Annotated in this window: 22 protein-coding genes and 2 pseudogenes; 9 read left to right on the top strand and 15 right to left on the bottom strand. The window is 71.0% G+C overall.

The genetic code is table 11. The features are described 5' to 3' along the window. Nucleotides 1–8 precede the first annotated feature (8 nt). The 7 genes and pseudogenes from ACXJMZ_RS19640 to ACXJMZ_RS19610 form a co-directional block, all read right to left on the bottom strand. Nucleotides 9–1,409, bottom strand: a complete 1,401-nt coding sequence (locus tag ACXJMZ_RS19640) for an endonuclease/exonuclease/phosphatase family protein (protein ID WP_457031351.1) — start codon at nucleotides 1,407–1,409, stop codon at nucleotides 9–11. 130 nt (nucleotides 1,410–1,539) lie between these two features. After that, nucleotides 1,540–1,860 carry a DMT family transporter gene (locus ACXJMZ_RS19635; protein WP_457031350.1) on the bottom strand — a complete coding sequence of 107 codons (321 nt, stop codon included), beginning with the start codon at nucleotides 1,858–1,860 and terminating at the stop codon, nucleotides 1,540–1,542. Continuing rightward, a complete protein-coding gene (locus ACXJMZ_RS19630) occupies nucleotides 1,860–2,567 on the bottom strand; it encodes an HAD family hydrolase (protein ID WP_457031349.1) in 708 nt (235 codons plus the stop codon). The genes ACXJMZ_RS19635 and ACXJMZ_RS19630 overlap by 1 nt, the downstream gene beginning before the upstream one ends. Nucleotides 2,568–2,588: 21 nt before the next feature. Next, nucleotides 2,589–3,662 carry an ABC transporter ATP-binding protein gene (locus tag ACXJMZ_RS19625; RefSeq protein WP_457031348.1) on the bottom strand — a complete coding sequence of 358 codons (1,074 nt, stop codon included), beginning with the start codon at nucleotides 3,660–3,662 and terminating at the stop codon, nucleotides 2,589–2,591. Between the two features lie 51 nt (nucleotides 3,663–3,713). Continuing rightward, on the bottom strand, nucleotides 3,714–4,547 hold the full coding sequence (locus tag ACXJMZ_RS19620; RefSeq protein WP_457031347.1) for an ABC transporter permease subunit: 834 nt from the start codon (nucleotides 4,545–4,547) through the stop codon (nucleotides 3,714–3,716). After that, nucleotides 4,535–5,326: pseudogene (locus ACXJMZ_RS19615) on the bottom strand (ABC transporter permease); the annotation flags it as partial. The pseudogene ACXJMZ_RS19615 and the gene ACXJMZ_RS19620, both read right to left, overlap by 13 nt. Before the next feature lie 69 nt (nucleotides 5,327–5,395). Beyond that, nucleotides 5,396–6,568, bottom strand: a complete 1,173-nt coding sequence (locus ACXJMZ_RS19610; RefSeq protein ID WP_457031346.1) for an ABC transporter substrate-binding protein — start codon at nucleotides 6,566–6,568, stop codon at nucleotides 5,396–5,398. 262 nt (nucleotides 6,569–6,830) lie between these two features. Between ACXJMZ_RS19610 and ACXJMZ_RS19605 the strand changes: the two genes are divergently transcribed. Further along, nucleotides 6,831–7,598: a GntR family transcriptional regulator gene (locus ACXJMZ_RS19605; RefSeq protein WP_457031345.1), complete on the top strand. Its 768-nt coding sequence runs from the start codon at nucleotides 6,831–6,833 to the stop codon at nucleotides 7,596–7,598. Nucleotides 7,599–7,793: 195 nt separating this feature from the next. On the opposite strand, the gene tmpA is transcribed toward ACXJMZ_RS19605, so the two are convergent. The 6 genes from tmpA to ACXJMZ_RS19575 all read right to left on the bottom strand — a co-directional run bounded on the left by tmpA (nucleotide 7,794) and on the right by ACXJMZ_RS19575 (nucleotide 14,938). After that, a complete protein-coding gene (gene tmpA, locus ACXJMZ_RS19600) occupies nucleotides 7,794–9,362 on the bottom strand; it encodes a 2-trimethylaminoethylphosphonate dioxygenase (protein WP_457031344.1) in 1,569 nt (522 codons plus the stop codon). A gap of 133 nt (nucleotides 9,363–9,495) precedes the next feature. After that, a complete protein-coding gene (locus ACXJMZ_RS19595; RefSeq protein ID WP_457031343.1) occupies nucleotides 9,496–10,494 on the bottom strand; it encodes a zinc metalloprotease in 999 nt (332 codons plus the stop codon). Nucleotides 10,495–10,723: 229 nt separating this feature from the next. Continuing rightward, nucleotides 10,724–11,767 carry a LacI family DNA-binding transcriptional regulator gene (locus tag ACXJMZ_RS19590; RefSeq protein WP_457031342.1) on the bottom strand — a complete coding sequence of 348 codons (1,044 nt, stop codon included), beginning with the start codon at nucleotides 11,765–11,767 and terminating at the stop codon, nucleotides 10,724–10,726. A gap of 34 nt (nucleotides 11,768–11,801) precedes the next feature. Next, nucleotides 11,802–12,638: a carbohydrate ABC transporter permease gene (locus ACXJMZ_RS19585; RefSeq protein WP_457031341.1), complete on the bottom strand. Its 837-nt coding sequence runs from the start codon at nucleotides 12,636–12,638 to the stop codon at nucleotides 11,802–11,804. Continuing rightward, nucleotides 12,638–13,552: a carbohydrate ABC transporter permease gene (locus ACXJMZ_RS19580; protein ID WP_457031340.1), complete on the bottom strand. Its 915-nt coding sequence runs from the start codon at nucleotides 13,550–13,552 to the stop codon at nucleotides 12,638–12,640. The genes ACXJMZ_RS19585 and ACXJMZ_RS19580 overlap by 1 nt, the downstream gene beginning before the upstream one ends. A gap of 72 nt (nucleotides 13,553–13,624) precedes the next feature. Further along, nucleotides 13,625–14,938: an ABC transporter substrate-binding protein gene (locus ACXJMZ_RS19575; protein ID WP_457031339.1), complete on the bottom strand. Its 1,314-nt coding sequence runs from the start codon at nucleotides 14,936–14,938 to the stop codon at nucleotides 13,625–13,627. A gap of 202 nt (nucleotides 14,939–15,140) precedes the next feature. On the opposite strand from ACXJMZ_RS19575, the pseudogene ACXJMZ_RS19570 reads away from it, so the two are divergent. The 3 genes and pseudogenes from ACXJMZ_RS19570 to ACXJMZ_RS19560 form a co-directional block, all read left to right on the top strand. After that, nucleotides 15,141–17,117 (top strand): annotated as a pseudogene (locus ACXJMZ_RS19570) (beta-galactosidase); the annotation flags it as partial. A gap of 133 nt (nucleotides 17,118–17,250) precedes the next feature. Beyond that, nucleotides 17,251–18,774 (top strand): glycoside hydrolase family 53 protein, encoded by a 1,524-nt coding sequence (locus ACXJMZ_RS19565; protein WP_457031338.1) that lies wholly within the window; start codon nucleotides 17,251–17,253, stop codon nucleotides 18,772–18,774. 30 nt (nucleotides 18,775–18,804) lie between these two features. Next, the gene (locus ACXJMZ_RS19560; protein WP_457031337.1) at nucleotides 18,805–20,046 is read left to right on the top strand and encodes an MFS transporter; all 1,242 of its coding nucleotides are present in this window, start codon (nucleotides 18,805–18,807) and stop codon (nucleotides 20,044–20,046) included. Here the strand turns inward: ACXJMZ_RS19560 and ACXJMZ_RS19555 are convergent. Both ACXJMZ_RS19555 and ACXJMZ_RS19550 read right to left on the bottom strand, forming a co-directional pair. Continuing rightward, the gene (locus ACXJMZ_RS19555) at nucleotides 20,027–20,440 is read right to left on the bottom strand and encodes a PIN domain-containing protein (RefSeq protein WP_457031336.1); all 414 of its coding nucleotides are present in this window, start codon (nucleotides 20,438–20,440) and stop codon (nucleotides 20,027–20,029) included. The genes ACXJMZ_RS19560 and ACXJMZ_RS19555 overlap by 20 nt on opposite strands. Then, nucleotides 20,422–20,712 carry a hypothetical protein gene (locus ACXJMZ_RS19550; protein ID WP_457031335.1) on the bottom strand — a complete coding sequence of 97 codons (291 nt, stop codon included), beginning with the start codon at nucleotides 20,710–20,712 and terminating at the stop codon, nucleotides 20,422–20,424. Before ACXJMZ_RS19550 ends, ACXJMZ_RS19555 begins: the two co-directional genes overlap by 19 nt. Nucleotides 20,713–20,806: 94 nt before the next feature. Between ACXJMZ_RS19550 and ACXJMZ_RS19545 the strand changes: the two genes are divergently transcribed. The 5 genes from ACXJMZ_RS19545 to ACXJMZ_RS19525 all read left to right on the top strand — a co-directional run bounded on the left by ACXJMZ_RS19545 (nucleotide 20,807) and on the right by ACXJMZ_RS19525 (nucleotide 26,278). Continuing rightward, on the top strand, nucleotides 20,807–21,889 hold the full coding sequence (locus ACXJMZ_RS19545) for an amidohydrolase family protein (protein WP_457031334.1): 1,083 nt from the start codon (nucleotides 20,807–20,809) through the stop codon (nucleotides 21,887–21,889). Between the two features lie 186 nt (nucleotides 21,890–22,075). After that, nucleotides 22,076–22,753 carry a uracil-DNA glycosylase gene (locus ACXJMZ_RS19540; RefSeq protein ID WP_457031333.1) on the top strand — a complete coding sequence of 226 codons (678 nt, stop codon included), beginning with the start codon at nucleotides 22,076–22,078 and terminating at the stop codon, nucleotides 22,751–22,753. A 194-nt stretch (nucleotides 22,754–22,947) separates the two neighbouring features. After that, nucleotides 22,948–23,862 carry an SCO1860 family LAETG-anchored protein gene (locus ACXJMZ_RS19535; RefSeq protein ID WP_457031332.1) on the top strand — a complete coding sequence of 305 codons (915 nt, stop codon included), beginning with the start codon at nucleotides 22,948–22,950 and terminating at the stop codon, nucleotides 23,860–23,862. A 169-nt stretch (nucleotides 23,863–24,031) separates the two neighbouring features. After that, entirely contained in the window at nucleotides 24,032–25,054 is a 1,023-nt protein-coding gene (glnII, locus tag ACXJMZ_RS19530; RefSeq protein ID WP_457031331.1) for a glutamine synthetase, read from the top strand. Between the two features lie 87 nt (nucleotides 25,055–25,141). Continuing rightward, on the top strand, nucleotides 25,142–26,278 hold the full coding sequence (locus ACXJMZ_RS19525) for a M48 family metalloprotease (protein WP_457031330.1): 1,137 nt from the start codon (nucleotides 25,142–25,144) through the stop codon (nucleotides 26,276–26,278). The last annotated feature ends 34 nt before the right edge of the window (nucleotides 26,279–26,312 follow it).

The following is a 26,312-nucleotide window of genomic DNA, read 5'->3' as shown; positions in this document are numbered from 1 at the left end:
ACGGCCTTTCAGAGGGCGAAGGTCGCGACGGCGGCGGCGGTGTCGGAGGGCCATTCGTTGCCGGTGACGGCCGGGTCGGGCTGCGGGCGGCCGGTGGCCAGGGTGTGCGCCTCGACCAGGGTGAGCGGGCCCGCGTACTGGACCTGGTCGATCCGGTCCTGCGGCTCGGGCTTGCTGCCGCGCTGCTTGCGGGTCGGCGACCAGGTCGCGCCGGGGGAGGCCACCGGGTCGGGGTGCACGGCGCGGTAGGCGTCGGTCAGCCCGGCGTTCTGCAGGGCCACCGTCACCGGCCAGTCGAGGGGGTGTCCGGTGGCGGCCGTCCAGTCCAGGTGCGAGGGCGAGGCCAGTCCGGCGGCCAGCAGCACCGGGGTGCCGGTGGCGATGTCGGCCTTGACGGCGTTGGCCAGCGCGGTGGCCTGCTGGCCACGGGTGGACGCGGCCTCGGCGGCCGTCACCTGAGCGGGCGTCTGCCCGTCCTGGATCGCGTACGGGCCGTAGGCCGTCTCGTCCAGGTGCGCGCCCCAGAGCCGGACCGAACGCCCGCCCGGCAGCTGGACGGTGACGCCGACGGCGGGCAGTGCGGGGGTGGTCGCGGCGGTCAGCGGGTAGCGGCTGAGGAGGCCCACGCTGCCGGCCGTCTGCTGGACGTACCAGCCGAGTGCGGTGGCCAGGGTCTGCGCGGCGGTGCCCGCCGTCTCCTGCAGGGCGACCACGTCCAGGCCCTGGGTGAGCACCACCCGGAGCTGCTTCTCCACCGGGTCGGTGAAGGCGAGGCCCGCGTTGGCCAGGTTCCAGGCCGCGACCTTGAGCCGCAGCGGCGCGGTGGCGGCCTGCACCGGCACCAGCAGGGTGAGGGTGTCGGTGTTGCCCGCCGTGTCCTTGGCCTCGACGGTGAGCACCGCCGGGTCCGCGAGCGCGGCCGCCGGGGCGGTGCCGGTGACCTGCCCGGCCGAGCTGACGGTCAGCCAGGACACCCCGCCGGTACGGCGGAAGGTGACCGCGCCGGCCGCTCTGACCCAGAGGCCGCCGAGCTTCACGCTGACCGCCGCGCCGGGCGCGACCGGGGTGGCCGTCAGCGCGTCCACCACCAGGTGCGGGCGGACCGCGGCGGGCTTGGGCTTGAAACTGAACGGCGCGCTCTGCGCCAGGATGCCGTAGCCGTCCTTGGCCAGCAGGTACGCGGTGTACGGGCCGCCGGTCAGCGCCGAGGTGTCCAGCTGGACGTCACCCGAGGCACCCGGGGTGTACTTCCACAGCAGCGAGGAGCCGGTGCCGGGGAGCCGGGTGCCGTCGTAGATCCCGACCCAGTTCTTGGCGTCGGGGACATCGGTGGTCCAGTGGAAGGTGAGCCGGTCACCCTCGGTAGGGCTGGTCGGAGTGCTGAGTGCAAGCGTGCTGCCGGTCGCCACGGAGCTCCTGTCCGCCGCACCAACGCTGGTGCGGCTGGGTCGAGTTGGCTGTACAACTGACCCAATTCACTCTAGTCCCGGGGGACTTCACGTGAACAGGACATGGCGGAGCGACGGGAAGACCGCAAACTCAGTGACTGCTCCGGAGGTTGAGCACCACCACGCCGATGATCACCAGCGCGATACCGATCCACTGCGCCTTGCCGAGCTGCTCGCCGAAGGCCACCACACCGATCGCCGCGACGGCGGCGGTGCCCGCGCCGGACCAGACGGCGTAGGCCACCGAGACCGGGATGTGCTTCAGCGCCCGGCCGAGCAGCACGAAGGAGAGCGTGTAGCCGAGCCCCACCCCGATGCTCGGCCACAACCGGCTGAAGCCCTCGGTGAGTTTGAGGCAGCTGGTGGCGCAGACCTCGCTGACTATGGCCAGCGCCAGCAGCAGGTACGGCATCAGCGCGGCCCGGTGAGCCCGGCCAGCAGGGCCAGGTCGGCCTGCTCCAGGCTGTCCAGCAGGGTGATCCGCTCGGCGGCGGCGATCGGCACGGCGGACGGCACGGCGAGCACCGCGCAGCCCGCCGCGTACGCGGAGGCAACCCCCGTCGGGGTGTCCTCGACCGCGACGCAGTCCGCCGGGTCCAGGCCGAGCCGGGCGGCGGCGGCCAGGTACGGGTCGGGCTCGGGCTTGGTGCGCGGGGTGTCCTCGGCGGCCAGCGTGACGGCGAACCAGTCCCGCCCCAGCGTGCCGAGCACCAGGTCGACCACCCGGCGGGGCGAGGCGGAGACCAGCGCGGTCGGCACGGCGGCGTCCCGCAGTTCGGCCAGCAGGGCCAGCGCGCCGGGGCGGGGGATCACCTCGGCGGCCACCTTGTCGGTGAACGAGTCGTTCAGCCGCACCGCGAGCTCGAGCTCGCTGAGCGTGGTGCGGCTGGTGCGGTGCAGGTGCGCCGCGGTGTGCTCGACCGCCTGGCCGAGCACCTCCGGCAGGTCGGCGTCGGTCAGCACCAGGTCGAGCTCGGCCGCGCACTCGACGGCGGCCTGCCACCAGAGCTGCTCGGTGTCGACCAGGGTGCCGTCCATGTCGAACAGGACGGCGGCGGGCTTGCGGACGGGCTTGCCGACAGCAGCGACGGGGGTAGCAGGAATACGGGCTTCAGGCATGGCGGTACCTTCGGTGGTGGATCAGGCGGTGCGGCGGTCGACCAGCACCGGGCGGTCGGGCAGGGTGAGTTCGGCGTTGCTGCCGATCGGCAGCGCGGCGGCCGCCTCGGTCGGCAGGTCGGCCTTCACCTCGGTGCCGTCGGCCAACCGTACGGTCAGCCGGGTGACGCTGCCCAGGAACGAGGCGGACACCACCAGCGCGGGGCCGGTGGCCGAGGCGGTCAGGCCGACGTTCTCCGGCCGGACCAGGACGTCGAGTTCGCCGTCGTAGGGCATGGTGCCGTCCACCGCGAACGGCCGGCCGAGCAGCACCACGGAGTCGCCGGAGCGGACGCACGGGATCCGGCTCATGGTGCCGACGAACTCCGCGACGAACGCGGTGGCCGGACGGGCGTACAGCTCGGACGGGGTGGCGCACTGCTCCAGCCGCCCGGCCCGCAGCACGGCGACCCGGTCGGCCATCGACAGCGCCTCCTCCTGATCGTGCGTCACGAACAGGGTGGTGATGCCCAACTCCTGCTGCAGGCGGCGGATCTCGTCCCGCAGGTTCAGCCGGACCTTGGCGTCCAGCGCGGAGAGCGGCTCGTCCAGCAGCAGCACGCGCGGCTGCAGGGCCAGTGCGCGGGCCAGCGCGATCCGCTGCTGCTGACCGCCGGAGAGCTGGTGCGGGTAGCGGTCGGCGTGCTGCGGCAGGCCGACCAGCTCCAGCAACTCCTGGGCCCGGCGGCGGCGTTCGGCCTTGCCGGCACCGCGCATCCGCAGGCCGAAGGCCACGTTGTCGGCGGCGCTCAGGTGCGGGAAGAGGCTGTAGGACTGGAACACCATGCCGGCGTCCCGGCGGTGCGCGGGCACCCCGGTGATGTCCTCGCCGTCCACCAGCACCTGGCCCGAGTCGTGCGACTCGAAGCCGGCCAGGATGCGCAGCGCGGTGGTCTTGCCGCAGCCGGACGGGCCCAGCAGAGCCACCAGCTCGCCCGGGTTGATGGTCAGGTCCAGACCGTCCAGCGCGGTGGTGGCCCCGAAGGACCGGCGCAGCGCCTTGAACTCGACGGTGGCGCCGACGGCCGTCTTCTTGTCAACAGTGGTGGTGCTCATGGGGGTTGTCTCCGCAGGAGTCAGTGGGTGGTGGTCTTTCGGGTCCCCCGGTTACCGGAGGGCCCCACGGCGCTCACGGCCGGCCGTGGACAGCAGGAGCAGCAGCACCCAGGTGATCAGCAGGCTCAGCACCGAGACCGCGACGGACATCTGGCCCTGGCTGTTGCCGACGGTGTAGATCCAGACCGCGAAGGGCTGGTAGCCCAGGATCGAGGAGGCGGTGAACTCGCCGAGCACCAGCGCCAGGGTCAGGAAGGAGGCGTTCAGCAGCGCGCCGCGCAGGTTCGGCAGCACGACCGTGAGCACCGCGCGCGGCCAGCTCGCCCCGCAGTTGCGGGCGGCCTCGACCAGGGTGCGGACGTCCACCGCGCGCAGCCCGGCGTCCAGCGCCCGGTAGGCCAGCGGCAGCGACATCAGCACGTACGCGATCACCAGCACCAGCGGGAACTTCGGGTCCTGGATGAACACCATGGTCTGGAAGAACGGAGTGTCCATCAGGTAGTCCGGGCCCCAGCGCAGCACCCCGATCAGACCGGCGGTGAGTGCCACCGGGGGGACCACCAGCGGGAGCGTGCAGACCACTTCGAGCACCGCGCGCAGCCGGGGCGAGCCGAGCCGGACCGCGATCAGCGCGGGCACCAGCAGGAGCAGCAGCACCACGACCGTGACCGCGGCCAGCTCGAGCGTGAGCACCAGGCTGTCGGTGAAGCCCGGCGCACTCAACAGGCCGGTGTAGGCGGCGAAGTCGATGCCGTGGTTGGTGTCGAGGGAGAACCAGACCGAGGCCCCCATCGGCACCAGGAAGTACACCCCGGCCAGCAGCAGGACGAGGCCGCGCCAGACGCGCAGACGGCCCATGAGATTCTTCGGGGTCAGCTGAGCCATCGGGCACTCCGGCGCTGGAGGGGGAGATAGACGGCCATCACCAGGACGGCGACCAGGATCATGTCCAGGCTGAGCGCGAGCGCCAGGTTGCCCTGCCCGACCAGCACGTTGCCGGAGAGCGCGTCCGCGATCGAACGGCTGATCAGCGGCACGGTGGCGCCGACCATCGCGGCCGCCGTGGCGTACGCGGCGAAGGCGCTGCCGAACAGCAGCACGAAGCCGCCGAGCAGCGAGGGGAACAGGATCGGCAGCGCGACGTGCCGCCAGTACTGGAAGCCGGTGGCCCGGTTGTTCTGCGCGGCCTCGCGCCACTGCACCCGCAGGCCGTCCAGCGCCGGGGTGACGGTGAGCACCATCAGCGGCACCAGGAAGTACAGGTACACCACGGTCAGGCCGGTGAACGAGTAGAGCGACCAGCCGTGGTCGGTCAGGTCGAACATCTCGGTGATCTCACCGGCGTTGCCGAGGGTGGCGACGAAGGCGAAGGCCAGCGGCAGGCCGCCGAAGTTGGCCAGCACTCCGGAGGCGGTGAGCACCGCCTCGCGCAGCGCACGGAACCGGGAGGTGACGACCGCCTGGGCGATCGGCAGGCCGATCAGGGTGGCGAGCAGCGCGGTCAGCGCGGAGAGCTTGACGCTGCTCCACAGGGCGGTCTGGTACGCGCCCTGGACCGAGTCGGTGAGGTTCGCCGTGGTGAACTCCCCGGCGCCGGCCTCGGCGTCGCTGGAGGCGGTGAACGCGCCGACCACGATCGCGACGGCGGGCAGGCCGAAGCCGACCAGGAAGACTGATCGTCTCAGTGGCGGCGGGGGTCGGCACCGGGGTGGGAGCCGTGGTCATTTCGGTGATCAGCCCGCGATCGCCTTGGTCCAGTTCTCGGTCACGACCTTCTTCGCGGCCGTGATCTGCTCCGGGGTCGGGAAGACGGTGAACGGCTTCTCGATCACGGGCAGCTTCGCCGCGGCGGCGGCGTCCAGGGTGCCGTCCTTCTTCATCGCCTCGAACAGCGACGGGTTGGCGTAGCCGCCCAGGAAGAGGTTCTGGCCCTCGACGCTGAACAGGTACTCCTGCCACAGGCGGGCGGCCGCCGGGTGCGGGGCGAACTTGTTGATGCCCTGGTTGTAGTACTGGGCGTAGCTGCCGTCGACCGGGATCGCGACCTGCCACTCGATGCCCTTGGGCTTGAACTGGTCGGTGTAACCGGCGTTCAGGTAGGACCAGTCGATCGAGATCGGGGTCTCACCCTTCTCGATGGTGGCCGGGGTCGACTCGACCGGGTTGAAGTTGCCGGACGCCTTCAGCTTGCCGAAGAAGTCGATGCCGGGCTGGATGTTGTCCAGCGAACCACCGTTGGCCAGCGCGGCCGCCATGACGCCACCGAAGGCCGAGCCGGACTTGGTCGGGTTGCCGTTCAGCGCGACCTTGCCCTTGTACTCGGGCTTGAGCAGGTCGGCGAAGGTCTTCGGGCAGTTCGGGATCTTCTTGGCGTCGCAGCCGATCGAGATGTAGCCGCCGTAGTCGTTCACCCGGGCGCCGCTCGGGTCCTTCATGGTCTCGGCGACCTTGTCGAAGGTGGCCACCTTGTACGGGGCCAGCAGGCCGTCCTTGACCGCCTGGATGGCGAAGGCGCTGCCCAGGTCGACCACGTCGGGGGCGCGGTCCTGGCCCTTGCGGGAGGTGATCGCGTTGATCTCGTCCTGGCTGGAGCCGTCCGGGTTCTCCTCCTCGACCTCAATGCCGTACTTGGCCTTGAAGCCGTCGATGATCTTGCCGTAGTTCGCCCAGTCCCGGGGCAGCGTGATGACGTGCAGCTTGCCCTCCTTCTTGGCGGCAGCGATCAGGGCGTCCAGGCCGCCGAGGTCGGCTGCGGAGGCGGCGTCCTTGGCCTCCTTGGTGCCCGCCTTCGGGGCGGCGTCACCGGACTTGGCGGTCGAGCCGGCCGAGCCGCAGGCCGACAGGGAGAGCGCGGCGGCGGTCAGCACGGCCGCGAGGGCGGCGGCACGGGAGCGGTGCGTGATCACGGGTGGATCTCCTGAGGAAGGGGAGTTCGCGAGGGAGGGGGCCCAGCTGACGCTGTGCCAAGTTGGCCAGCCAACTTGGCTGCCGGAGGTAAGTACGCCGGAGTCCGGTGACGGGAAGGTGAACGGATGCCCCAGTACAGGGGGCGGCTGCGGGAACGGTGGCGGCCGACCCCTGTCCGGTGATCGGCAGCGGCTACAGTCGGTGGCGTCCGTGCACCATCTGGGTGGACAGGACACCGCGCCAGGAAGGACTTTGACGCACGTGGCACTCGACCAGGACCGCGCAGCCGGCTCGCTCTACCGCAAGGTGGCCGCCGACCTGCGCGAAGCCATCACCTCCGGCTCCTACGGCGACGCCGGCCGGCTGCCCGCCGAGGGTGCCCTGGCCGAGCAGTACAGCGTCTCCCGGGGCACCGTCCGGCAGGCCCTGGCCGTGCTGCGCGCCGACGGACTGGTCACCTCCCGTCGCGGCACCCGCCGGGTGGTGCTCGGCACCGCCCGGGTGCAGAGCTTCTCCGAACTGCTCTCCTTCACCCACTGGGCCCGCTCGATGGGCGAGGAGCCCGGCGGCCGGCTGGAGTCCCTGGTCCGCCGCCCCGCCGACGCCGCCGAACGCGAACAGCTCCGCCTGGAGCCCGGCTCCGAGGTCTACGTGACGCTCCGGCTCCGCACCCTCTCCGGCACCCCCGTGATGGTGGAACGGACGGTCTACCCACCCTTGGTGGGTGAGCTGGTCGCCCAGCTCCCCCCGGACGTGGTCTCCCACACCGAGCCCCTGCGCGAACACGGCGTCCTCTTCACCGACGCCGACCACACCATCGACGTGGTCGCCGCCAACGCCGACGACGCCCGCCTCCTCACCTGCCGCCGCGGCAGCCCCCTGCTCCGCGAGAAGCGCCGCACCACCGACCCCACCGGCACCCCGGTCGAGTGGTCCCAGGACCGCTACCTCCCCGGCACGGTCGCCTTCAGCATCCACAACTCGCTGGCCTCCTCCGCCCTTTCACGGCACGCCCGCGAGAGCGACTAGGCACAAGGTGCACCACCCAGGGGCTCGGGGCCCTGCTAGTGGGCGGCTCCGCCGCGGGGCGACGCCGACCCGTACAAGGTGATCCGTACGTAAATGGTCAGGCACTTTCGTACGTGACCCCGGCGCCAGATCTCCTCGCCCCGCGGCGGAGCCGCAAGTCAGCAGAGCCCCGAGCCCCTGGACCGTAAATGGTTCTCAGCTGCCCAGCAGCCGGGCCAGCAGCGGCCGGAAGTGGTCGAAGTCCGGGGTGACCGCGTCGGCGTCCTTCGCCTGGTCGTCCCAACGGCGGACGGTGACGGCGTCGGCAGCCCCCGGAAGGGCGGCGAAAGCGGCGGCCTCCTCCTCCGTCATCGGGCCGCCCTGGACCTGGAGGGTGAAGACCGAGGCCTCGGAGAGCAGCGCCAGGTAGCTGGGATCCACCGCACACAGGTACCGCTTGGCGGCCACGTGCAGCTGGATCGGGCCGGTCACCTCGGGGCCGAACCACCGCGCGAGCCAGTCCGCACCGGTGTGGCTGTGCCGGTTGTCCTGACCCGCCATCAGTTCGAGGCCGGAGCCGCCGAAGTGGCCGACGTCGTGCAGCAGGGCGGCGGCCACCAGGTGGTCGGGTGCGCCGGCCGCCTCGGCCAGTGCGCCGCACTGGAGCATGTGCTCGGCCATCGTGACGGCCTCGCCGAGGTACTCCCCGGCGCCCTCGGCCGCGAACAGCCCGGCGATCGTGTCGATCGCGGCGGCCCGCCGGTCCAGCAGGGCGAGGGTGGAGCCGAGCGAGTCCAGGTCGGCGTAGCAGCCCTGGAGGTGCCGGGCGCCGTCCTGCTCGAAGGCGGTCCTGGCGTGCAGCAGGCGGGTGTTGTCGAAGATCAGGCAGTCGCCGGGCCCGAGCCGGAACTCCAGCTGCAGTTCCGGCCGCAGGGTGATCTCCGCGAACCGCCGGTACGCCCGGTAGAACGCCTCGACGTCACCGCCCCGCAGGGTGCCGATCGAACGGTTGTTGAACCGCACCTCGCGGATCCGCCCCAGCGCGTCGACCTCGATCAGCGGCCGGTCGGCCCGCAGCTCGGTGCTCCGGTCGCGGAACACGAACGGCACCGGCGTACCGGTGAGCACCGCGAAGTCCGCCGGGGACTCGGTCCGCAGCGCGGCCGCCGCCCGGAACCCGTCCACCAGGCCGGAGTCGCCGCCCTCGGACTCGTTGCGCAGGCAGTGCAGCAGCTGCAGGGTGGGCACCGGGTCGCGGTAGGGGTTGTCGGTGTGCGGGGCGATCGCCACGTTGGTGAAGGCCAGGTTGTTGGCGTCGGCCTCGACCCGGACGTCGAACAGCTCGCCGTAGTTGGTCGCCCGGACGTACCCGAAGGTCCCGGCCACCGCCAGCACCTGCCGGTCGACCGCCGGCACCTCCCGCAGCAGCGCGAAGCCGAACCGCCGCACCGCGCCCAGCACCGCGGCCCGCTCGGCCGGTTCGGCGACGTACGCGGACCAGTCCGCCTCCGGCAGCCCGCCCGCGAAGTCCGCGGCGGCCCAGAGCGGCTTGCCCTGCTCCGTCCGCCCGTCGTCACCGCCGTCTCCCGCGAGGAAGTCGGCCGGGTAACGCGAGGAGTGCCCGTCCGACCACTCCACCGCCAGCACCCCGTCGGCCTCCGCCGAGTGCCCGATCGTCAGATCGGCGGGCAGATCGGTGATCTGGAACAGCTTCTGCCCCGTGCGCGGATCGCGGCAGTCGGTGCAGGGGCAGTTGTCGCGCAGCCAGTACGGCGAAAGAGTCATCGGAACGTCCTCCGGAGCAGAAGTTGTACATACAACTCTGACCTTCGAAGGTGGCCGTCAGACGGCTGCGAAACGAACAACGACCGACGGGCGCCCCTCCGGAAGGAGAGGCGCCCGTCGGKCGTCGGAAGGGTCAGGCGCGGTACGACGCCCAGGAGTTGGTCATCCGGGTGACCTGGCCCGGGGTGAACTGGGTCATGCAGGAGTCATAGGTGTAGTCCATGAAGTTCTTGATCGGGTCCAGGCCCGGCTTGCTGGTGCAGGTGTCACGGCCGGTCGGGCACTCGAAGGCCGCGCTCTTCTCGGCGGGGGTGTCGCTGACGTAGTCGCCGTTGCCGTTACAGCCGCCCTGGAAGGTGTGGTAGAGCCCCATCCAGTGGCCGACCTCGTGGGTGGCGGTGTCGCCCTCGTTGTAGTTGGTCGCCGAGCCGCCGGGCAGTGAGGTGTCCAGCATGACCACGCCGTCGTCCGACGGGTTCGAGTTGTACGAGCTCGGGAAGGTGGCCCAGCCCAGCAGGCTCTGGCCGAGGCTGGCGGTGTAGATGTTGAGGGCATTCGCGCCACCCTTGCGCAGGGCGCTCTTCATGCTCTTCTCGGCCGTGGAGCCCGGCGAGATGCCGTTGTACCAGCTCGAGTTGTCGGTGTAGTCGGTGGCGACCAGGGAGAACGAGAACGGGGTCGCGGTGTTACCGGTGCCCTGGCCGCCGTAGGCCGCGTTCAGCACGGCTATCTGCTTGCCGATGTCCGTCGAGGTGAGCTTCCCGGTGGTGCCGCTGTGCACCACGTGGAAGTAGACCGGGATGCTGGTGGCCGCCAGCGAGCCGCCCGCGAGCAGCTGCTGACCCTGCGCCGACTTCCGCAGCTGGGTGACCTTCGCGTTCAGGTCGGCGTCCATCGCCTTGGCCTGGGCGTCGGTCAGCGCGTTCGGCTCGGCGGCGTGACCGCCCTTGACCTGGCGGGCCGAGGCGTTCTCCCCGGCCTGGTCGGAGGCGCACGCGGCGGCACTCGGCACACCCAGCGCACCGATCGAGGACGGTACGGCGAACTGACCTGCGGTCAGCAGCCCGGCGATGGCGGCGACGCTCAGCAGCCGGCTCGAGGTGTGGGCAAGGGAAAGGACAGGACGGCGCATCTGCTCTCCTGGTGAAGCCGTGGGGGTGGGCGGTGAGGGGCCGCCGAGCAGAGAGGCTACGCAGCATCGGCGTGCACGCGTCATACCTGAACCGGCCGTAAAATATCCTGCCCAACCACCCCCGCCCCGCAGATCCTCCCTGGTGAGTCCCCTGCCGCACACAGGTGTTACCGCCACGCAACACCGCGCGCTGTCCGAAAACCGCCCCTGAATCCGAGGTTTGGCCGGATCAGGTGGAGCTGCGGACCACCAGTTCGGTCGGGAGGATCACCGTGGAGGGGTCGTCGCCGGCGATCTGGGCCACCAGCAGGCGGACCATCTCCTCGCTGATCCGGTCCCAGGGCTGCCTTATCGTCGTGAGCGGGGGGCGGGCGGCGAGCGCGGCGGGGGAGTCGTCGAAGCCGCCGACGGCCACGTCGTCGGGGACGGTGCGGCCGGCTCGGGTGAGGGCGGTGAGGGCGCCTTCGGCCATCAGGTCGGAGGCGACGAACAGGGCGTCCAGGTCCGGAGCCTGGGTGAGCAGCCGGTCGGTGGCGGTCTCGCCGCTGGTGCGGCTGTAGTCGCCCTCGGCGACCAGGCGGTCGTCGTACGGGATGCCGTACTCGGCCAGCACCTCGCGGTAGCCGGCCAGCCGTTCCACTCCGCCCGGGGTGTCCTGCGGGCCGGTCACGGTGGCGACCCGGCGGCGGCCGGTGTCCAGCAGGTGACGGACCATCTCCTTGGCGCCCTCCCGGTCGTCGGCCGCCMCGTACGCGAGCCGGCCGCGGTGGCCGAGCGGCTTTCCGCAGGAGACGACGGGGAGTTCGGCCTGCCGGAGCTCGGCCAGGATCGGGTTGCCCGCGTGCGAGGAGACCAGCAGGACGCCGTCGGCGTGACCGGCCGCCAGGTAGCGGGTGACACGGCGGCGTTCGGCCTCGTTGCCCGCCGTCATCAGGATCAGCGGGATGTCGTGGTCGGCCAGAGCGGCGGTGCAACCACGCAGCAGCGTCACGAAGTTGGGGTCCTCGAAGAAGCGCTCCTGCGGTTCGGTGAGCAGGAAGGCGACCGAGCCGGAGCGCTGGGTGACCAGGCTGCGGGCAGCCCGGTTGACCACGTAGCCGAGCTTCCTGATCGCCGCGTTCACGGCCTCCAGGGCAGCGGGGCTGACGTTGTGTCCGCCCTGGAGGACGCGGGAGACGGTGCCGCGCGAGACGCCGGCCTCGGCGGCGACGTCGTGGATGGTGGGCGGACGCCGGGTGCGGCCGGTCCTGCCATGGGGCGCGGGTTCCGTCATGGGTGGTTCCTCAACAGATGAAGCTGGCGGACAGTCAGGACTTTACGGCGCCGGAGAGCAGATCGATGCGCCAGTAGCGCTGGAGTCCCAGGAAGAGTGCGATCAGCGGGACGATCGAGAGCAGCGCCCCGGTGATCACCAGGGTGTACAGCGCGGGGGCGTTGGCGCCCTGTTGGAGCAGCGAGTACAGACCCACCGTGACCGGGAACTTCGAGTCGTCGCCGAGCATGATGTACGGCAGCAGGAAGTTGTTCCAGATCGCCACGAACTGGAACAGGAAGACGGTCACCAGACCGGGCACCATCATCGGCAGCGCCACGCTGCGGAACAGCCGGAACTCTCGTGCGCCGTCCACCCGGGCGGCCTCCACCACCTCGTCCGGGATCGCGGCGGCGGCGTAGATCCGGGCCAGGTAGATGCCGTACGGGCTGAGGATGCTGGGCAGCAGGACGGACCAGTAGCTGTCGGCCAGACCGGCCTCGGCCATCAGCAGGTACTGCGGGATGGCCAGCGTGATCGGCGGCATCAGCACCCCGGCGAGCAGGATGCTGAACAGCGCGTTCCGGCCCCGGAAGCGGTACTTGGCCAGCGCGTAGCCGGTGACGCCGGAGAGCGCGGCGGAGAGCAGCGCGCCGAAGCCCGCGTACAGCGCGGAGTTGAGCATCCAGCGCCAGTAGACGCCGTCCCGGTAGGAGGACAGCTCGGCCAGGTTGTCCAGGAAGCCGGAGCCCGGGGCGAAGGTGAAGGTGGTGAACAGCTCCTGGCCGCTCTTGGTGGAGGCCATCAGCACCCAGAGGATCGGCACCAGGCAGTAGACCGCGCCGAGCAGCAGGATCAGGGTGGGTATCCACCGGGTCGACTTGGTACGCATCAGCTGCCCCCGTCGGTGCGCTTGTTGACCAGCTTGAGGAAGCCGAAGGAGAGGATCAGGGTGGCGACCGCGATCACCACCGAGGTGGCGGCGGCGGAGTGGATGTCGCCCTGGATGAAGGCGTCCCGGTAGACCTTCATCAGTGGGCTCCAGGTGGAGCTGAGCGCGTTGGTCATCGGCTTGAGCGTCATCGGCTCGCTGAAGACCTGCAGGGTGGCGATCATCGAGAAGAAGAAGGTCAGCACCAGCGAGGGCAGCACCATCGGGATCTTGATCTGCAGGGCGATCTTCAGCTCCGAGCAGCCGTCCAGCCGGGCCGCCTCGTACAGCTCGACCGGGATGGACCGGAGCGAGGTGTAGATGACGATCATGTTGAAGCCGGTGCCGCCCCAGACCGCGATGTTGGCCAGCGCCACGAAGAGGCCGTTGCCGGACAGCAGATCCGGGCCGTCCATCCCCGCCTTGGTGAGCAGGAAGTAGCCCGGGCTGACGGTCGGCAGGTAGAGGAAGCCCCAGAGCAGCGAGGCCACGATGCCGGGCACCGCGTACGGCAGGAAGATCGCCAGCCGGGAGAACGCGCCGAACCGGATCGCCGGGGTGTCGAGCAGCAGTGCGAAGAACAGCGCGGCGCCGAGCATCGCGGGCACCAGCAGCGCTCCGTAGACCAGGGTCCGCCCGGCGCCGCCGAGCAGTTCGGGGTCGCTCAGCGCGGAGGTGTAGTTGCCGACGCCGGCCCAGATCTCGGTGCGGGCACCGGAGCCGAGGCCGAGGCCCTTGACCCGCACCGCGCGGAAGCTCAGGTAGATCGCGTAACCGATCGGCAGGGCGAAGAACAGCGAGAACAGCAGGGTGGCGGGGGCCAGGAAGGCGTACGGGGCGAGTCGCCTGGTCGGCCTGGGCTGCGGGGGCGCCATGGCGGTCCTTGGGTTCGGGAGGACGCCCGGGACTGACGCTCGGTCAGCCCCGGGCCTGGGTCAACTTGGCGGTCAGCCTTCGGTCTTGAAGCCGTTCTTCTTCAGGTCCGCGACGGTGGCCTGCTGCATCGCGGTCAGCGCGGCCGAGAAGTCGCCCTTGTCCTGGGCGGCCTTGCCGAAGGCGTCCTTGAAGGTGGAGTAGGCGACGTTGACGTTCGGCCCCCAGGCGGCGGCCGCGGTGCCCTTGGCGATCTCGGCCGCCTTCGGGTAGAAGTCCGCCTGGTTGGCGAAGAACGCCGGGGGGACGGCCAGCGCGGAGCCGGTCTGTGCGGTGGTGGCGGCCGGGTAGATGCCCGCCTCCTTGACCAGCGCGGTGACGGCGGTCGGGTCGGTGTTCAGCCAGCCGGCGAACTGGGCGGCGGCGTCGGCGTGTCCGGCCTTCTTGGCGCCGGTGGTGATGCCGGTGGTGGAGCCGCCCCAGCTGCCGGTGACGATCTCGCCTGCGTTCCACTGCGGCAGCGGGGCCATCGCCCACTTGCCCTTGGTGTCGGGAGCGGAGCTGTCGAAGACACCGGGCGCCCAGACCGCGCTGACCCAGGCGATCTGGCTGCCGTCGTTCAGCGCCTTGCTCCAGGCCGGGGTGTACATCGGCTGGTTGTCGACGGCGCCCTCCTTGACCAGGCCGCCCCAGAAGTCGGCGACCTTCTTGGTGGCCGCGTCGTCGATGCCGACCTTCCAGGTCTCGCCGGAGGCGGTCCACCACTTGGCCCCGGCCTGCTGGGCCAGCCCGGCGAACAGGCCGGAGTCGTTGGCGGAGAAGGTGGTGAGCGCCTTGCTCGGGTCCTTCTGCTTCAACTGGCGGGCCGCGTCGGCGAACTCGGCCCAGGTGGTGGGCACCTTGAGGCCGTACTGCTGGAACATGTCCGTGCGGTAGTAGAGCGCGAGCGGGGCGGTGTCCTGCGGGATCGCGTAGACGGCGTCGGTTCCGAGCGTGACCTGCTGCCAGACACCGGCGGCGAACTGGCTCTTCACCGCACCGGCCTGCTTGGAGATGTCGGCCAGCACGTCGTTGGAGACCAGCGTCGGCAGCGCCTGGAACTCGGCCTGCACCAGGTCGGGGGCGTTGCCGGCCTTGGCGGCGGTGATGGTCTTGGTGACCAGGTCGTCGCCGCTGGCCTGCTTCTGCACGCTCACCTGGATGTCGGGGTGGCCCTGGTTCCAGAGCGCCACGACCTTGTCCATGTTCGGGGTCCAGGACCAGAAGGTCAGGTTCACCGGGCCGGTGGCGGCCTTGGGCTCGTCGGAGCCGGCCGAGCTGGAGCAGGCGGCGAGCGCGAGCACGCCGGTCAGGGCGAGGGCGGCCGGGGCGAGGGCGCGACGGTTCATGGGGATCCTCCCGAGGATCACTGCTGCAGGGGGAGAAGCGGGGGGCAGCCGGAGCGGGTGGGGCCGCGATCATCGGCTGTGCACGTTCACAGTACGGAAACCAGCCAGACACTTGTCAATGCTTGGGATCGTACGGTTATCTAGGCGAGACACAGCAGCCCGCCGCTGTGCACGTTCACAGAACTTCCTGATGGAGCCTCACATGGAACACCCGCTGACCTGGCCCGTCGGGCTGGACGCGCTCGCCTTCGGCGGGGACTACAACCCGGAGCAGTGGCCCGAGGAGGTCTGGCAGCAGGACGTCAGGCTGATGCGCGAGGCCGGGGTCACCATGGTCAGCGTCGGGATCTTCTCCTGGGCCCTGCTGGAGACCGAGCGCGGCGCCTACGACTTCGGCTGGCTGGACCGGCTGCTCGACCTGCTGCACGAGAACGGCATCCGGGTCGACCTCGGCACCCCCACCGTGGTCCCGCCGGTCTGGTTCTACCGCGAGCACCCCGAGGCACTGCCGGTCGGCAAGGACGGCCTGCGGTACGAGTTCGGCGGACGCGGTGCGATCTGCCACAGCTCGCCCGCCTACCAGGAGGCCGCCGCGAGCATCACCGAGCAGCTCGGCCTGCGCTACGGCAGCCACCCGGCGGTCGCGCTCTGGCACGTGCACAACGAGTACGGCGTGCCGGTCAGCGCCTGCTACTGCGAGATCTCCGCCGCGCACTTCCGGCGCTGGCTGGCCGACCGCTACCAGACCCTGGCCGAGCTCAACTCGGCCTGGGGCACCACCTTCTGGGGTCAGCGCTACAACCGCTGGGACGACGTCCGGCCGCCCCGGACCACCCCCACGGCGGGCAACCCGGCGCAGCAGCTGGACTGGGCCAGGTTCACCAACGACGCCATCCTGGCCAACTTCAAGCGCGAGCGGGACGTGCTGCACCGCCTCTCGCCCGGCATCCCGGTCACCACCAACTTCATGACCGCGCTGTCCCAGTGCGAGTCACTGGACTACTGGGCCTGGGGCCGCGAGGTGGACCTCGTCTCGAACGACCACTACCTGGTCGCCGAAGCGCCGCGCAACCACATCAACCTCGCGATGTCGGCGGACCTCACCCGCTCGGTGGCAGGTGGCCGGCCCTGGCTGCTGCTCGAGCACTCCACCGGCGCGGTCAACTGGCAGCCCCGGAACCTGATCAAGCAGCCCGGCGAGCTGGCCCGCAACAGCCTGGCGCACGTCGCCCGCGGCTCGGACGGCGCGATGTTCTTCCAGTGGCGGGCCTCCCGCTACGGCGCCGAGAAGTTCCACTCCGCGATGCTGCCGCACGCCGGGACCGACAGCCGGATCTGGCGCGAGGTGGTCGCACTCGGCGCCGACCTGGGCTCGCTGGGCGCGGTCCGGGGGAGCCGGGTCAAGGCCGACGCGGCGATCCTCTGGGACTGGCAGTCCTGGTGGGCACAGAAGCTGGAGTGGCGGCCGAGCGAGGACCTGGACGCCCGCGAGCGGGCCGACGCCTGGTACGCCGCCGCGTACGACCGGCACCTGACGGTCGACTTCGCGCACCCCGAGGCGGACCTCAGCGGCTACCCGCTGGTGCTGGTCCCGGCGCTGTACCTGATGACCGAGGCGGCCTCGCTCAACCTCCAGGAGTACGTGGCGCGGGGCGGCACGCTGGCGGTCTCCTACTTCTCCGGCATCGTGGACGAGCACGACACCGTCCAGCCGGGCCCGCACCCTGGCGCGCTGCGCGACGTACTCGGCCTCACGGTCGAGGAGTTCGCACCGCTGCGGGCCGGGGAGACCGTCCGACTGGTCGGCGGCGGCTCCGAGCTGACCGGCGACGTGTGGTCCGAGTTCGTCGTCCCGCGCGGCGCCGAGCCGGTCTGGACGTACGCCGACGGCCCCGCCGCCGGGCACCCCGCCGTCACCCGGCACGCGCTCGGGGACGGCACCGCCTGGTACGTCTCCAGCCGGCTGAACGGCGCCGGCCTGGACACCGTGCTGGCCCGGGCCTGCGCGGACGCGGGCCTGGCCGAGCGCGAACTGCCGCGCGACGTCGAGCTGGTGGAGCGGGTGGGCGAGCACGGCCGCTACCTGTTCGCGATCAACCACAGCTCGGCCGACGTCGAGCTGCCGGTGCCGGGCGAGGGCGTCGAGCTCATCACCGGCAGCCCGGTGGCCGGCCGACTGGACTCCCATCCCCAGTGCGGAGCGCCCCACCGCTGCACCCTCGTGGCACCACCTCCCCCACCCCACCTCATCGCCAAGGATGACGATGCACCAGGGAACCAAGCGCCTGCTGAGCAGCGGCGCAGCCACACTCATGCTCGCCGCGGCCGTCATCGCGCTCCCCATCGCGAGCGCCGACGCCGCCACCACGATCACCAACCCCGGCTTCGAGTCGAACGGTTCGGCCACCGCCACCCCCACCGGCTGGTCGACCTACTCCGCCGCCGGGCAGAACGCCGCCTCGTACACCGAGGCGGGCGGCCACGCCGGTTCGTACCGGCTCGCCCACTGGAACGCCGCCGCCTACAAGGTCGAGACGTACCAGTACCTCTCCGGGCTGACCAACGGGAACTACACGCTCACCGCCTGGGTCCGCTCCAGCGGTGGGCAGAACTCCGCCTACCTCGCGCTGCGCAACTGCGGCTCCACCGAGCAGCGCACCGACCTGCCGCCCACCCCCAACGGCGGCTGGATACGCCTGGTCACCTCGATCGTGGTGACCGGTGGGCAGTGCACCATCAGCATCAACTCCGATGCCAACGCGGGGAACTGGCTGAACGTCGACGACCTCACGTTCACCTCGGGCAGCACTGCTGTCGCGGCCAAGGGCGGTGACCTCTCCTCGCTGAAGAAGAGCGAGGACAAGGGCGGGGTCTACCAGTACGCGTCCGGCAGCACCGGTGACGCGATGACCATCCTGAACTCCAACGGGATGAACTACGTCCGCCTCAAGGTCTGGGTGAATCCGGCCGACGGCTACAACACCAAGACCCAGGTGCTGGCCATGGCCAAGCGGGCCAAGGCGCTCGGCATGGGCGTCCTGGTGGACTTCCACTACTCCGACCACTGGGCCCACCCGGGCCAGCAGGACAAGCCCGCCGCCTGGTCGGCCTACACCGTGGCGCAGCTCAACACCGCCGTCTACAACCACACCTACGACGTACTCAACGCCCTCAAGGCGCAGGGCACCACGGCGGACATGGTGCAGATCGGCAACGAGATCAACGACGGGATGCTGCTCCCCACCGGCTCCACCTCGAACTGGTCCAACCTGGCCGGATTCCTCAAGCAGGGCGCGAACGCGGCCAAGGCGGTGAGCAGTTCGACCAAGGTCGCGCTGCACCTGGCCAAGGGCGGTGACCTGGCGGGCACCCGGACGTTCTTCGACAACGCGGTGGCCAACGGGGTGTCCTTCGACCTGATCGGGCTCTCCTACTACAACTACTGGCACGGCCCGCTGAACGACCTCCAGGCCACCCTGGACGACGCGGCCGCCCGCTACGGCAAGCAGGTCTTCGTCGCCGAGACCGCCTACGCCTTCACCACGGCCGACAAGGACGGGCTGGAGAACAACTTCACCTCGGCCGACGTCCAGAGCGGCTACCCCGCGACCCAGGCCGGCCAGGCCGCCGCCCTGCGCGACGTCATGAACGTGGTCGAGGCCGTGCCGAACGGCCGCGGCCTGGGCGTCTTCTACTGGGAGCCGGCCTGGACCGCCGTCACGGGCAACGGCTGGGACCCGGCCGACGCGAGCTCCAAGAACGCCTGGGAGAACCAGGCGCTGTTCGACTACGCCAACAAGGTGACCAGCGCCGCCAGTTGGTTCAAGCACCGCTGACCCCGCCACCCCCTGCGGCAGGAGTGCCCGATGCTGATCGCCGACCTTCCCCCGAACGCCCGGCACTCCATCCTCTGGGAGCCGCTCTGGGCCGTCCCCGGCACCATCTCGATCTACTACGCGACGCTGTACCAGAAGACCGCCGGGCTGAGCACGCTGGAGATCGGCCTGATCGCCTCGGCCGGGCTCTATCTCGCCTGCTGCGTCCAGTTGTTGGCGGGCACGATCACCAACCGGCTCGGGCGCAGGCGGACCACGCTGATCTTCGACCTGCTCTCCTGGTCCGTCCCGATGTTCGTCTGGGCCTTCGCCGACACCTTCTGGCTGTTCCTGCTCGCCGCCCTCTGCAGCTCGCTCAGCCGGGTGGTCAACCTCTCGTTCTTCCTGCTGGTCACAGAGGACGCCACCGAGCGGCAGCGTCCCCGGATCTTCGCCGCGATCAAACTCGTGGTGATGGCCGCCGGGTTGCTCGCCCCACTGGCGGGCATCGCGATGGCCCGGTACGGAACGCTGCCGACGCTGCGCTGGGTCTACCTGCTCGGCGGGGTCAGCATGACGGCGATGTTCCTGATCCGGAACCACCTCACCGTCGAGACCGCCGCGGGGCGGCAGTCCGCCGCCGCCCCGCACGGCTCGCTGCTCGGCGGGGTCGCCCGGGGCCTGCGGATGCTCGGACTGGCCTGCCGCTCCCGGCAGTTGTGGCCGGTGGTGGTGCTCTGCCTGCTCACCAACCTGGCCGTCCAGATCAACCTCTTCCAGGTCGTCCACCTCGCCGACAACCTGCACTACGGCACGGCCGCGATCGCCGCCCTCCCGGCCGTGGCCGCCGTCACCGCCTTCGCCTGCTACCTCGGCCCGATGCCCCGCTGGCAGCACCGCCCGCCGGCCCGCTCCATCCTGACCGGCCTGTTGCTCAGCACAGTCGGTTGGCTGGCGTTCCTCGGAGTGCCCCGGGGCGGCCTCGTCGTCCTGCTGCTCAGCACCGTGCTGACCGCCGCCGGGCCGTTCCTCCTCGAGTCCTACCGGGACGCCTTGGTGGTCAGCGCGATCCCCGCCCTGGACCGCGCCGAACTCTCCTCCGCCATCAAGACCTTGACGGCCCTGGTGGCGATACCCTCCGGCTACCTTGCCGCCGTCCTCTACGACCACGACCCGCGCCTGCTGTTCGGTGCGGTGGCGCTCTGTTACGGGCTCAGCGCGCTGGCGGTGCTGCCGCTGCTGCAGCCCCGCGCGGCCCGGGTGGAGCAGGTGCTCACAGTGCGATCAGAGTGACCCGATCACCGCAGAGCTTCGCCATGTCGTCCACGTCGGAGGTCAACATGACCACCGGGCCGGGCTGGTGGAGCGCGGTGACGGCGACCATCGCGTCGATGGCGTATTTGTGGCCGTGCAGGCCGACATCCTGAAGCAGAGTGGCAGCCTCCCTGGCCCACTCGACGTGCAGCGGCTCAACTTGGAGCTGAGAGAGGACGAAGTCCCAGTGGGCTCGCTTGATGCCCCTGTGCTGGACCTCGATGAGGGTCGATCCGCTCACGACCCGCGCCGAGCCGCGCTCTACCGCACCGCGGGCGAGGCGGCCGACATACGGGTCGCCGTCGATGTACTTGGACAAGCCCTGGCTGTCCAACACGAGCGTCCCGCTGTCGGTCACCCGGCCGCGCGCCACTGAGCCTCCTTCTGCTCGGCGGCAGCCCAGATGTCGGCGACCTCTTTTATCTCCTCAGGCGTGCTCGGCCCGTGCTCGGCCTCGATCTGGTCCAGGTACTCGATGGTCGCGAGATCTCGTAGTCGCTTCTCCATCGCGGTCGTGATGAAGGCCGACAGCCCACGGGTGCCGGCTGCCTCCCGGAGCGCGAGCAGTGTGCCTTCCGGTACCGAGATGCTCACTACCTTGGCGGAGCCTTCGCCGATGCCGGGAACAGCGTCATTGTCTGCCATGGCAGAAGTTTAGCAATCAGATTGCCAATCGAGCGCCGGGTGCCTTGTGAATCACCCGATCAGGGCGTTCCAGGGCCTCGGTAGAGTGCGGGGCATGAGCGATGCTGCGGTGCTGCACGTCAAGGGTCGGGTGCTGGTCGGTCCTGATGACGTCCGGGACGAACTCTGGGTGCTGGACGGCCGGGTGACGTACCAGCGGCCCGCAGGCGAGAGCCGTACGGTGCACGGCTGGGCGGTGCCCGGGCTGGTCGACGCGCACTGCCACGTCGGACTGGACGCGCACGGCGCGGTGGACGCCGCGACCAGCGAGAAGCAGGCGATCACCGACCGGGACGCGGGCACCCTGCTGATCCGGGACGCCGGTTCGGCCGCCGACACCCGCTGGGTGGACGCCCGCGAGGACCTGCCCCGGATCATCCGGGCGGGCCGTCACATCGCCCGTACCAGGCGCTACATCCGCAACTACGCGCACGAGATCGAGCCCGGCGACCTGCCCGCGTACGTCCGGGCCGAGGCCCGGCGCGGCGACGGCTGGGTCAAGCTGGTCGGCGACTGGATCGACCGCGAGCGCGGCGACCTGGCCGCCTGCTGGCCCGGCGACGCCCTGCGGGAGGCGATCGCGGCCGCACACCAGGAGGGGGCCCGGGTCACCGCGCACTGCTTCGCCGCCGAGTCGCTGCCCGACCTGCTGGCTGCCGGGATCGACTGTGTGGAGCACGCGACCGGCCTGACCGAGGAGTTGATCCCGCAGTTCGCCGAGCGCGGGGTCGCGATCGTGCCGACGCTGGTCAACATCGCGACCTTCCCGAAGCTGGCAGCCGGCGGCGACCAGCGCTTCCCGGCCTGGTCGGCGCACATGCGGCGGCTGCACGAGCGGCGCTACGACACGGTCGGCGCCGCCCACGACGCGGGCGTGCCCATCTACGTCGGCACCGACGCGGGCGGCTCGCTCGCCCACGGACTGGTCGCCGAGGAGGTGGCCGAACTGGTCAAGGCCGGGCTCTCACCGCTCGCCGCCCTGGGCGCCGCCACCTGGGCCGCCCGCAAGTGGCTCGGCCGCCCGGGCCTCACCGAGGGCGCCCCGGCCGACCTGGTCGTCTACGCCGCCGACCCCCGCACGGACATCCGCGTCCTGGCCGACCCCCAGCTCATCGTCCTCCGCGGCCGGATCCTGTAGACGGCAGCTGTGCTCAGCCAGGCACTGCCCAGGGGCTCGGGGAACTGCGACGCCAACCTCGGAAAAGGTGATCCGCACGTAAATGGTCAGGCACTTTTGCACGTGACCCCGGCGCCGGATCTCCTTGCAGTTCCCCGAGCCCCGGGCTGTAAATGGCCGAGCTCCGGGCCCACTAGGCTGGGCCATATGGCTGCACGTCCGTTGAACGAGATTGTCGAGCCCGGCTGGGCCAAGGCCCTGGAGCCGGTGGCCGGACGGGTCGCCGCGATGGGTGACTTCCTGCGCGGGGAGCTGGCCGAGGGGCGGACCTACCTGCCGTCCGGCCCGAATGTGCTGCGGGCGTTCCAGCAGCCCTTCGACCAGGTCCGGGTGCTGATCGTGGGTCAGGACCCCTACCCGACGCCGGGTCACGCCGTCGGCCTGAGCTTCTCGGTGGCGCCCGAGGTGCGCCCGATCCCGGGCAGTCTGATCAACATCTTCCAGGAGTACGGCCGGGACCTCAGCTTCCCGCCGCCCGCCAACGGTGACCTCACCCCTTGGACCGAGCAGGGCGTACTGCTGCTCAACCGGGCGTTGACCACCGCTCCCGGCAAGCCGGCCGCGCACCGGGGCAAGGGCTGGGAGGACGTCACCGAGCAGGCGATCCGGGCCCTGGTGGACCGGGGCGGGCCGCTGGTCGCGATCCTCTGGGGGCGCGACGCCCGTAACCTGCGCCCCCTGCTCGGCCAGGTGCCGGCCGTCGAGTCGGCCCACCCGAGCCCGATGTCGGCGAGCGGCGGCTTCTTCGGCTCCCGCCCGTTCAGCCGGGCCAACCAGATGCTGGTCGGCCAGGGCGCCCAGCCGGTGGACTGGCGCCTCCCGTAACCCCGCTTTTCGTCAGCGCTCAGCGTCAACTCAACCCGAAAGAGTGAACTGACGCTCAGTGTTACTCATGTGACGGATTGTTCGAAGAGACTGACGGCAGTCGAGAGCAACGCCCCCTCCCCGTGCCTGCGCCGAGGAGCATCCGTGGCCGGCTCTGCCAACTCTTCCTCCCCGGGGGTTCCTCCGTCATGCCCGTGCGCCACTCCGTTCTCTGTGCCTCGGCCGCCACCGCCCTGACCGCCGTACTGGTCCTGCCGGGCACCGCCCAGGCTGCCGACCCGGCCCTCGCCTCGCCCGGCCGGGCCGCCGCCGTCACGGCCGAACTCGACCTGAACGTCGCCCTGTTGGCCGGCGCCGCCGCCGTCCCGGTCCGGATCTCGCTGAACAAGGTGGAGTCCCCGGCCAGCCTGGACGGCTCGGTGCTGACCGCCAAGGTGGACGGGGTGGACCAGGGCCGGCCGGTCACCCTGGTCAGGGCGGAGGTCGGCAAGTCCACCACCAGGGCGGACGCCACCGGCTCCGCCGCCAAGGTCGAGCTGCTGGATGCCGACGTCCGGGCTCCCGGCCTGCTGGGAGCGGCCCTGCTCGAACTGGAGGCGCTGAGCGCCGAGGTCACCTGCCCGGTGGACGGGCCGCCCACCGCCAAGGTGAACTCGCCCGCCCGGATCACCGTGCTCGGCAAGCCCGTCACGCTCGGGCTGAACGGGCCGACCCATGTGGAGGTCCCGGGGGTCGGCCTGGTGGACGTCCAGTTCTCCCGGCGGAGCACCACCTCCAGTACGGCGGCCGCCTCCGCCCTGGAGGTCACGCTGGACGTCAATCCGCTGAAGCTGAACGTCGCCAAGGTCACCGGGAAGATCACGGTGGCCTCGGTCAGCTGTGAGAAGCCCGTCCCGGCCCCGAGCCCGAGCGCCGCCGTCATCCCGACCCGGGCCAACCGGGCCGTCCCGGCGGTGGCGAGCGAGAGCCCCGAGGCCGGCCGGGCGCTGGCCGCCACCGGAAGCAGTGGGACCGGCACCGTGCTGGCCACTTCGGGCGCCCTGCTGGCGGTCGGCGCGGTGGCACTGCGGATGACCCGGCGGCGTCGCGCACACGCGCGGAAGCACTGACCAAGGGGTGGAATCGAACGTCCACCATCCGGACATGACACTTCCCGACCGTACTCGTGCCGCTGCGGACGGTTGGTTCACATGGGCGTTACATAGGAGGAACAATGGGGAAACGGCAACTTGCGACGCTACGCGGGCACCCACCACCCAAGCAGTGAGGTTCACCGCAATGGCAATCAAGGCCGAGTACATCTGGATCGACGGCACCAAGCCGACCGCCAAGCTCCGTTCCAAGACTCGGGTGCTGGCCAACGCGGACAAGATCCCCACCTGGGGCTTCGACGGCTCGTCGACCAACCAGGCCGAGGGTCACGCCTCGGACCGTGTACTCGACCCGGTCAAGGTCGTGAAGGACCCGATCCGCGGCGGCGACCACATCCTGGTCCTCTGCGAGGTCCTCGAGACGGACGGCACCCCGCACGAGTCCAACACCCGCGCGCTGCTGCGCCCGATCGCCGAGCAGTTCACCTCGCAGGAGGCGATCTTCGGCATCGAGCAGGAGTACACCTTCTTCAAGGGCTCCCGCCCGCTCGGCTTCCCGGAGGGCGGCTACCCGGCCCCGCAGGGTGGCTACTACTGCGGCATCGGCGCCGAGGAGGTCTTCGGTCGCGAGATCGTCGAGCTGCACCTCGACCGCTGCATGGACGCCGGCCTGGCGATCTGCGGCATCAACGCCGAGGTCATGCCCGGCCAGTGGGAGTTCCAGATCGGCCCGGTCGACGCGCTGACCGTCTCGGACGACCTGTGGATCGCCCGCTACCTGCTCTACCGCACCGCCGAGGAGTTCGGCATCGACGCCACCCTGGACGCCAAGCCGGTGCGCGGCGACTGGAACGGCGCGGGCGCGCACACCAACTTCTCCACCAAGGCGATGCGTGAGGGCTACGACGCCATCATCACCGCCTGCGAGTCGCTCGGTGCCTCGCAGGAGAAGGTCCTGGAGCACGTCAACCAGTACGGTGACGACATCCAGTCCCGCCTGACCGGCAAGCACGAGACCGCCCCGTGGAACGTCTACTCCTACGGCGCGTCCGACCGTGGCGCCTCGGTCCGCATCCCGTGGCAGGTCGAGGTCGACCGCAAGGGCTACATCGAGGACCGTCGCCCGAACGCGAACGTCGACCCGTACGTGGTCACCCGCCTGATCGTCAACACCTGCTGCTCGGCCCTCGAGAAGGCCGGCCAGGTCTGATCCGGCTGAACACCAGTCACCTCGCGCGGCCCGTCCACCCCTCTGCGGGGCGGACGGGCCGCCGTCGTTCTGCCACCCTTGACTCCCATGGACGACTTCACCCCCGAGCAGGTGGCCCGGGGCCGGGCGCTGCGCCGGGCCCAACTGCCCTGGGCGCTCGGCGCCCGCCTCGCCGGACTGCTGTCGCTGCTGCTGCTCGGTCTCACCCCGGCCGGGGCCCGGCTGGTCAGCTGGGCCGGCGACCTGTTCGGTGGTTCCCGAACGGCGCAGGTACTGGCCGGGGTGGCGCTCCTGCTGCTGATCGGCGAGCTGGTCCGACTCCCGTTCGCGGCCCGGCTGCGGGTGATCCGCCGGGAGTACGGGCTGATCACCCAGGGCTGGTCCGGCTGGGCGGTGGACCTGCTGCGCGGGCTGGCCCTCGGCCTGCTGCTGGCGCTGCCGGTCGGGTACGGGCTGTACGCGCTGACCGACCGGTCGCCGGACCGCTGGTGGCTGCCGGCCGCACTGCTCGCCGCCCTGCTGGTGCCGCTGCTCTCGTTCCTCTTCCCGCTGCTGGTCGAGCCGCTGTTCAACCGCTTCACCCCGCTGCCCGACGGTGAACTGCGCACCGCGCTGCTGGACTTGGCGGACCGGGACGCGATCCGGGTCCGCGAGGTGCTGGTCGCCGACGCCTCCCGCCGGACCACCGCGCTGAACGCCTATGTCTCCGGCCTCGGGGCGACCCGCCGGATCGTCGCGTACGACACCCTGCTCAGCACCGCCGACCCGCGCGAGGTCGAACTCGTGGTCGCCCACGAACTCGGCCACGTCAAACACCGGGACGTGCTCACCGGCACCCTGCTCGGCTCGCTCGGCGCAGCCGTCGCGGTGGTCCTGCTCGGGCTGCTCACCTCCTGGCCGCCGCTGCTCTCCGCCGCCGACGCGTCCTCGGCCGCCGACCCGCGCTCGCTCTTCCTGTTCGCGGCCTGCGCCGCCGCGCTCGGCGCTCTGGCCGGGCCGTTCCAGTGCGCCGCGAGCCGCCGGATCGAGGCCAGGGCCGACCGCCATGCCCTCGAACTCACCTCGGACCCCGAGCAGTTCATCGCGATGCAACGCCGCCTGGCCATCGCCAACATCGCCGACGTCGACCCGCCCCGGCTGGTCCACTTCCTCTTCGCCACCCACCCGAGCGCCACCGAGCGGATTGCCGCCGCCCGCGCCTGGACGGTGGCCCACGCCGGCTGAAGCGCGTGTCGGGATGAGGGGGCGGCCGGTGTTC

This window comes from Kitasatospora sp. P5_F3 (assembly GCF_054049135.1).
Note: the sequence above shows the minus strand (reverse complement) of the source record. Positions and strands in the feature narration are given on the sequence as shown.

Coding starts and splice junctions, on each gene's coding strand:
- ACXJMZ_RS19635 (WP_457031350.1), bottom strand. CDS start 1,860: ATGCCGTACCTGCTGCTGGCGCTGGCCATAGTCAGCGAGGTCTGCGCC.
- ACXJMZ_RS19630 (WP_457031349.1), bottom strand. CDS start 2,567: ATGCCTGAAGCCCGTATTCCTGCTACCCCCGTCGCTGCTGTCGGCAAG.
- ACXJMZ_RS19625 (WP_457031348.1), bottom strand. CDS start 3,662: ATGAGCACCACCACTGTTGACAAGAAGACGGCCGTCGGCGCCACCGTC.
- ACXJMZ_RS19620 (WP_457031347.1), bottom strand. CDS start 4,547: ATGGCTCAGCTGACCCCGAAGAATCTCATGGGCCGTCTGCGCGTCTGG.
- tmpA (WP_457031344.1), bottom strand. CDS start 9,362: ATGACTCTTTCGCCGTACTGGCTGCGCGACAACTGCCCCTGCACCGAC.
- ACXJMZ_RS19595 (WP_457031343.1), bottom strand. CDS start 10,494: ATGCGCCGTCCTGTCCTTTCCCTTGCCCACACCTCGAGCCGGCTGCTG.
- ACXJMZ_RS19585 (WP_457031341.1), bottom strand. CDS start 12,638: ATGCGTACCAAGTCGACCCGGTGGATACCCACCCTGATCCTGCTGCTC.
- ACXJMZ_RS19580 (WP_457031340.1), bottom strand. CDS start 13,552: ATGGCGCCCCCGCAGCCCAGGCCGACCAGGCGACTCGCCCCGTACGCC.
- ACXJMZ_RS19575 (WP_457031339.1), bottom strand. CDS start 14,938: ATGAACCGTCGCGCCCTCGCCCCGGCCGCCCTCGCCCTGACCGGCGTG.
- ACXJMZ_RS19565 (WP_457031338.1), top strand. CDS start 17,251: ATGCTCGCCGCGGCCGTCATCGCGCTCCCCATCGCGAGCGCCGACGCC.
- ACXJMZ_RS19560 (WP_457031337.1), top strand. CDS start 18,805: ATGCTGATCGCCGACCTTCCCCCGAACGCCCGGCACTCCATCCTCTGG.
- ACXJMZ_RS19550 (WP_457031335.1), bottom strand. CDS start 20,712: ATGGCAGACAATGACGCTGTTCCCGGCATCGGCGAAGGCTCCGCCAAG.
- ACXJMZ_RS19545 (WP_457031334.1), top strand. CDS start 20,807: ATGAGCGATGCTGCGGTGCTGCACGTCAAGGGTCGGGTGCTGGTCGGT.
- ACXJMZ_RS19540 (WP_457031333.1), top strand. CDS start 22,076: ATGGCTGCACGTCCGTTGAACGAGATTGTCGAGCCCGGCTGGGCCAAG.
- glnII (WP_457031331.1), top strand. CDS start 24,032: ATGGCAATCAAGGCCGAGTACATCTGGATCGACGGCACCAAGCCGACC.
- ACXJMZ_RS19525 (WP_457031330.1), top strand. CDS start 25,142: ATGGACGACTTCACCCCCGAGCAGGTGGCCCGGGGCCGGGCGCTGCGC.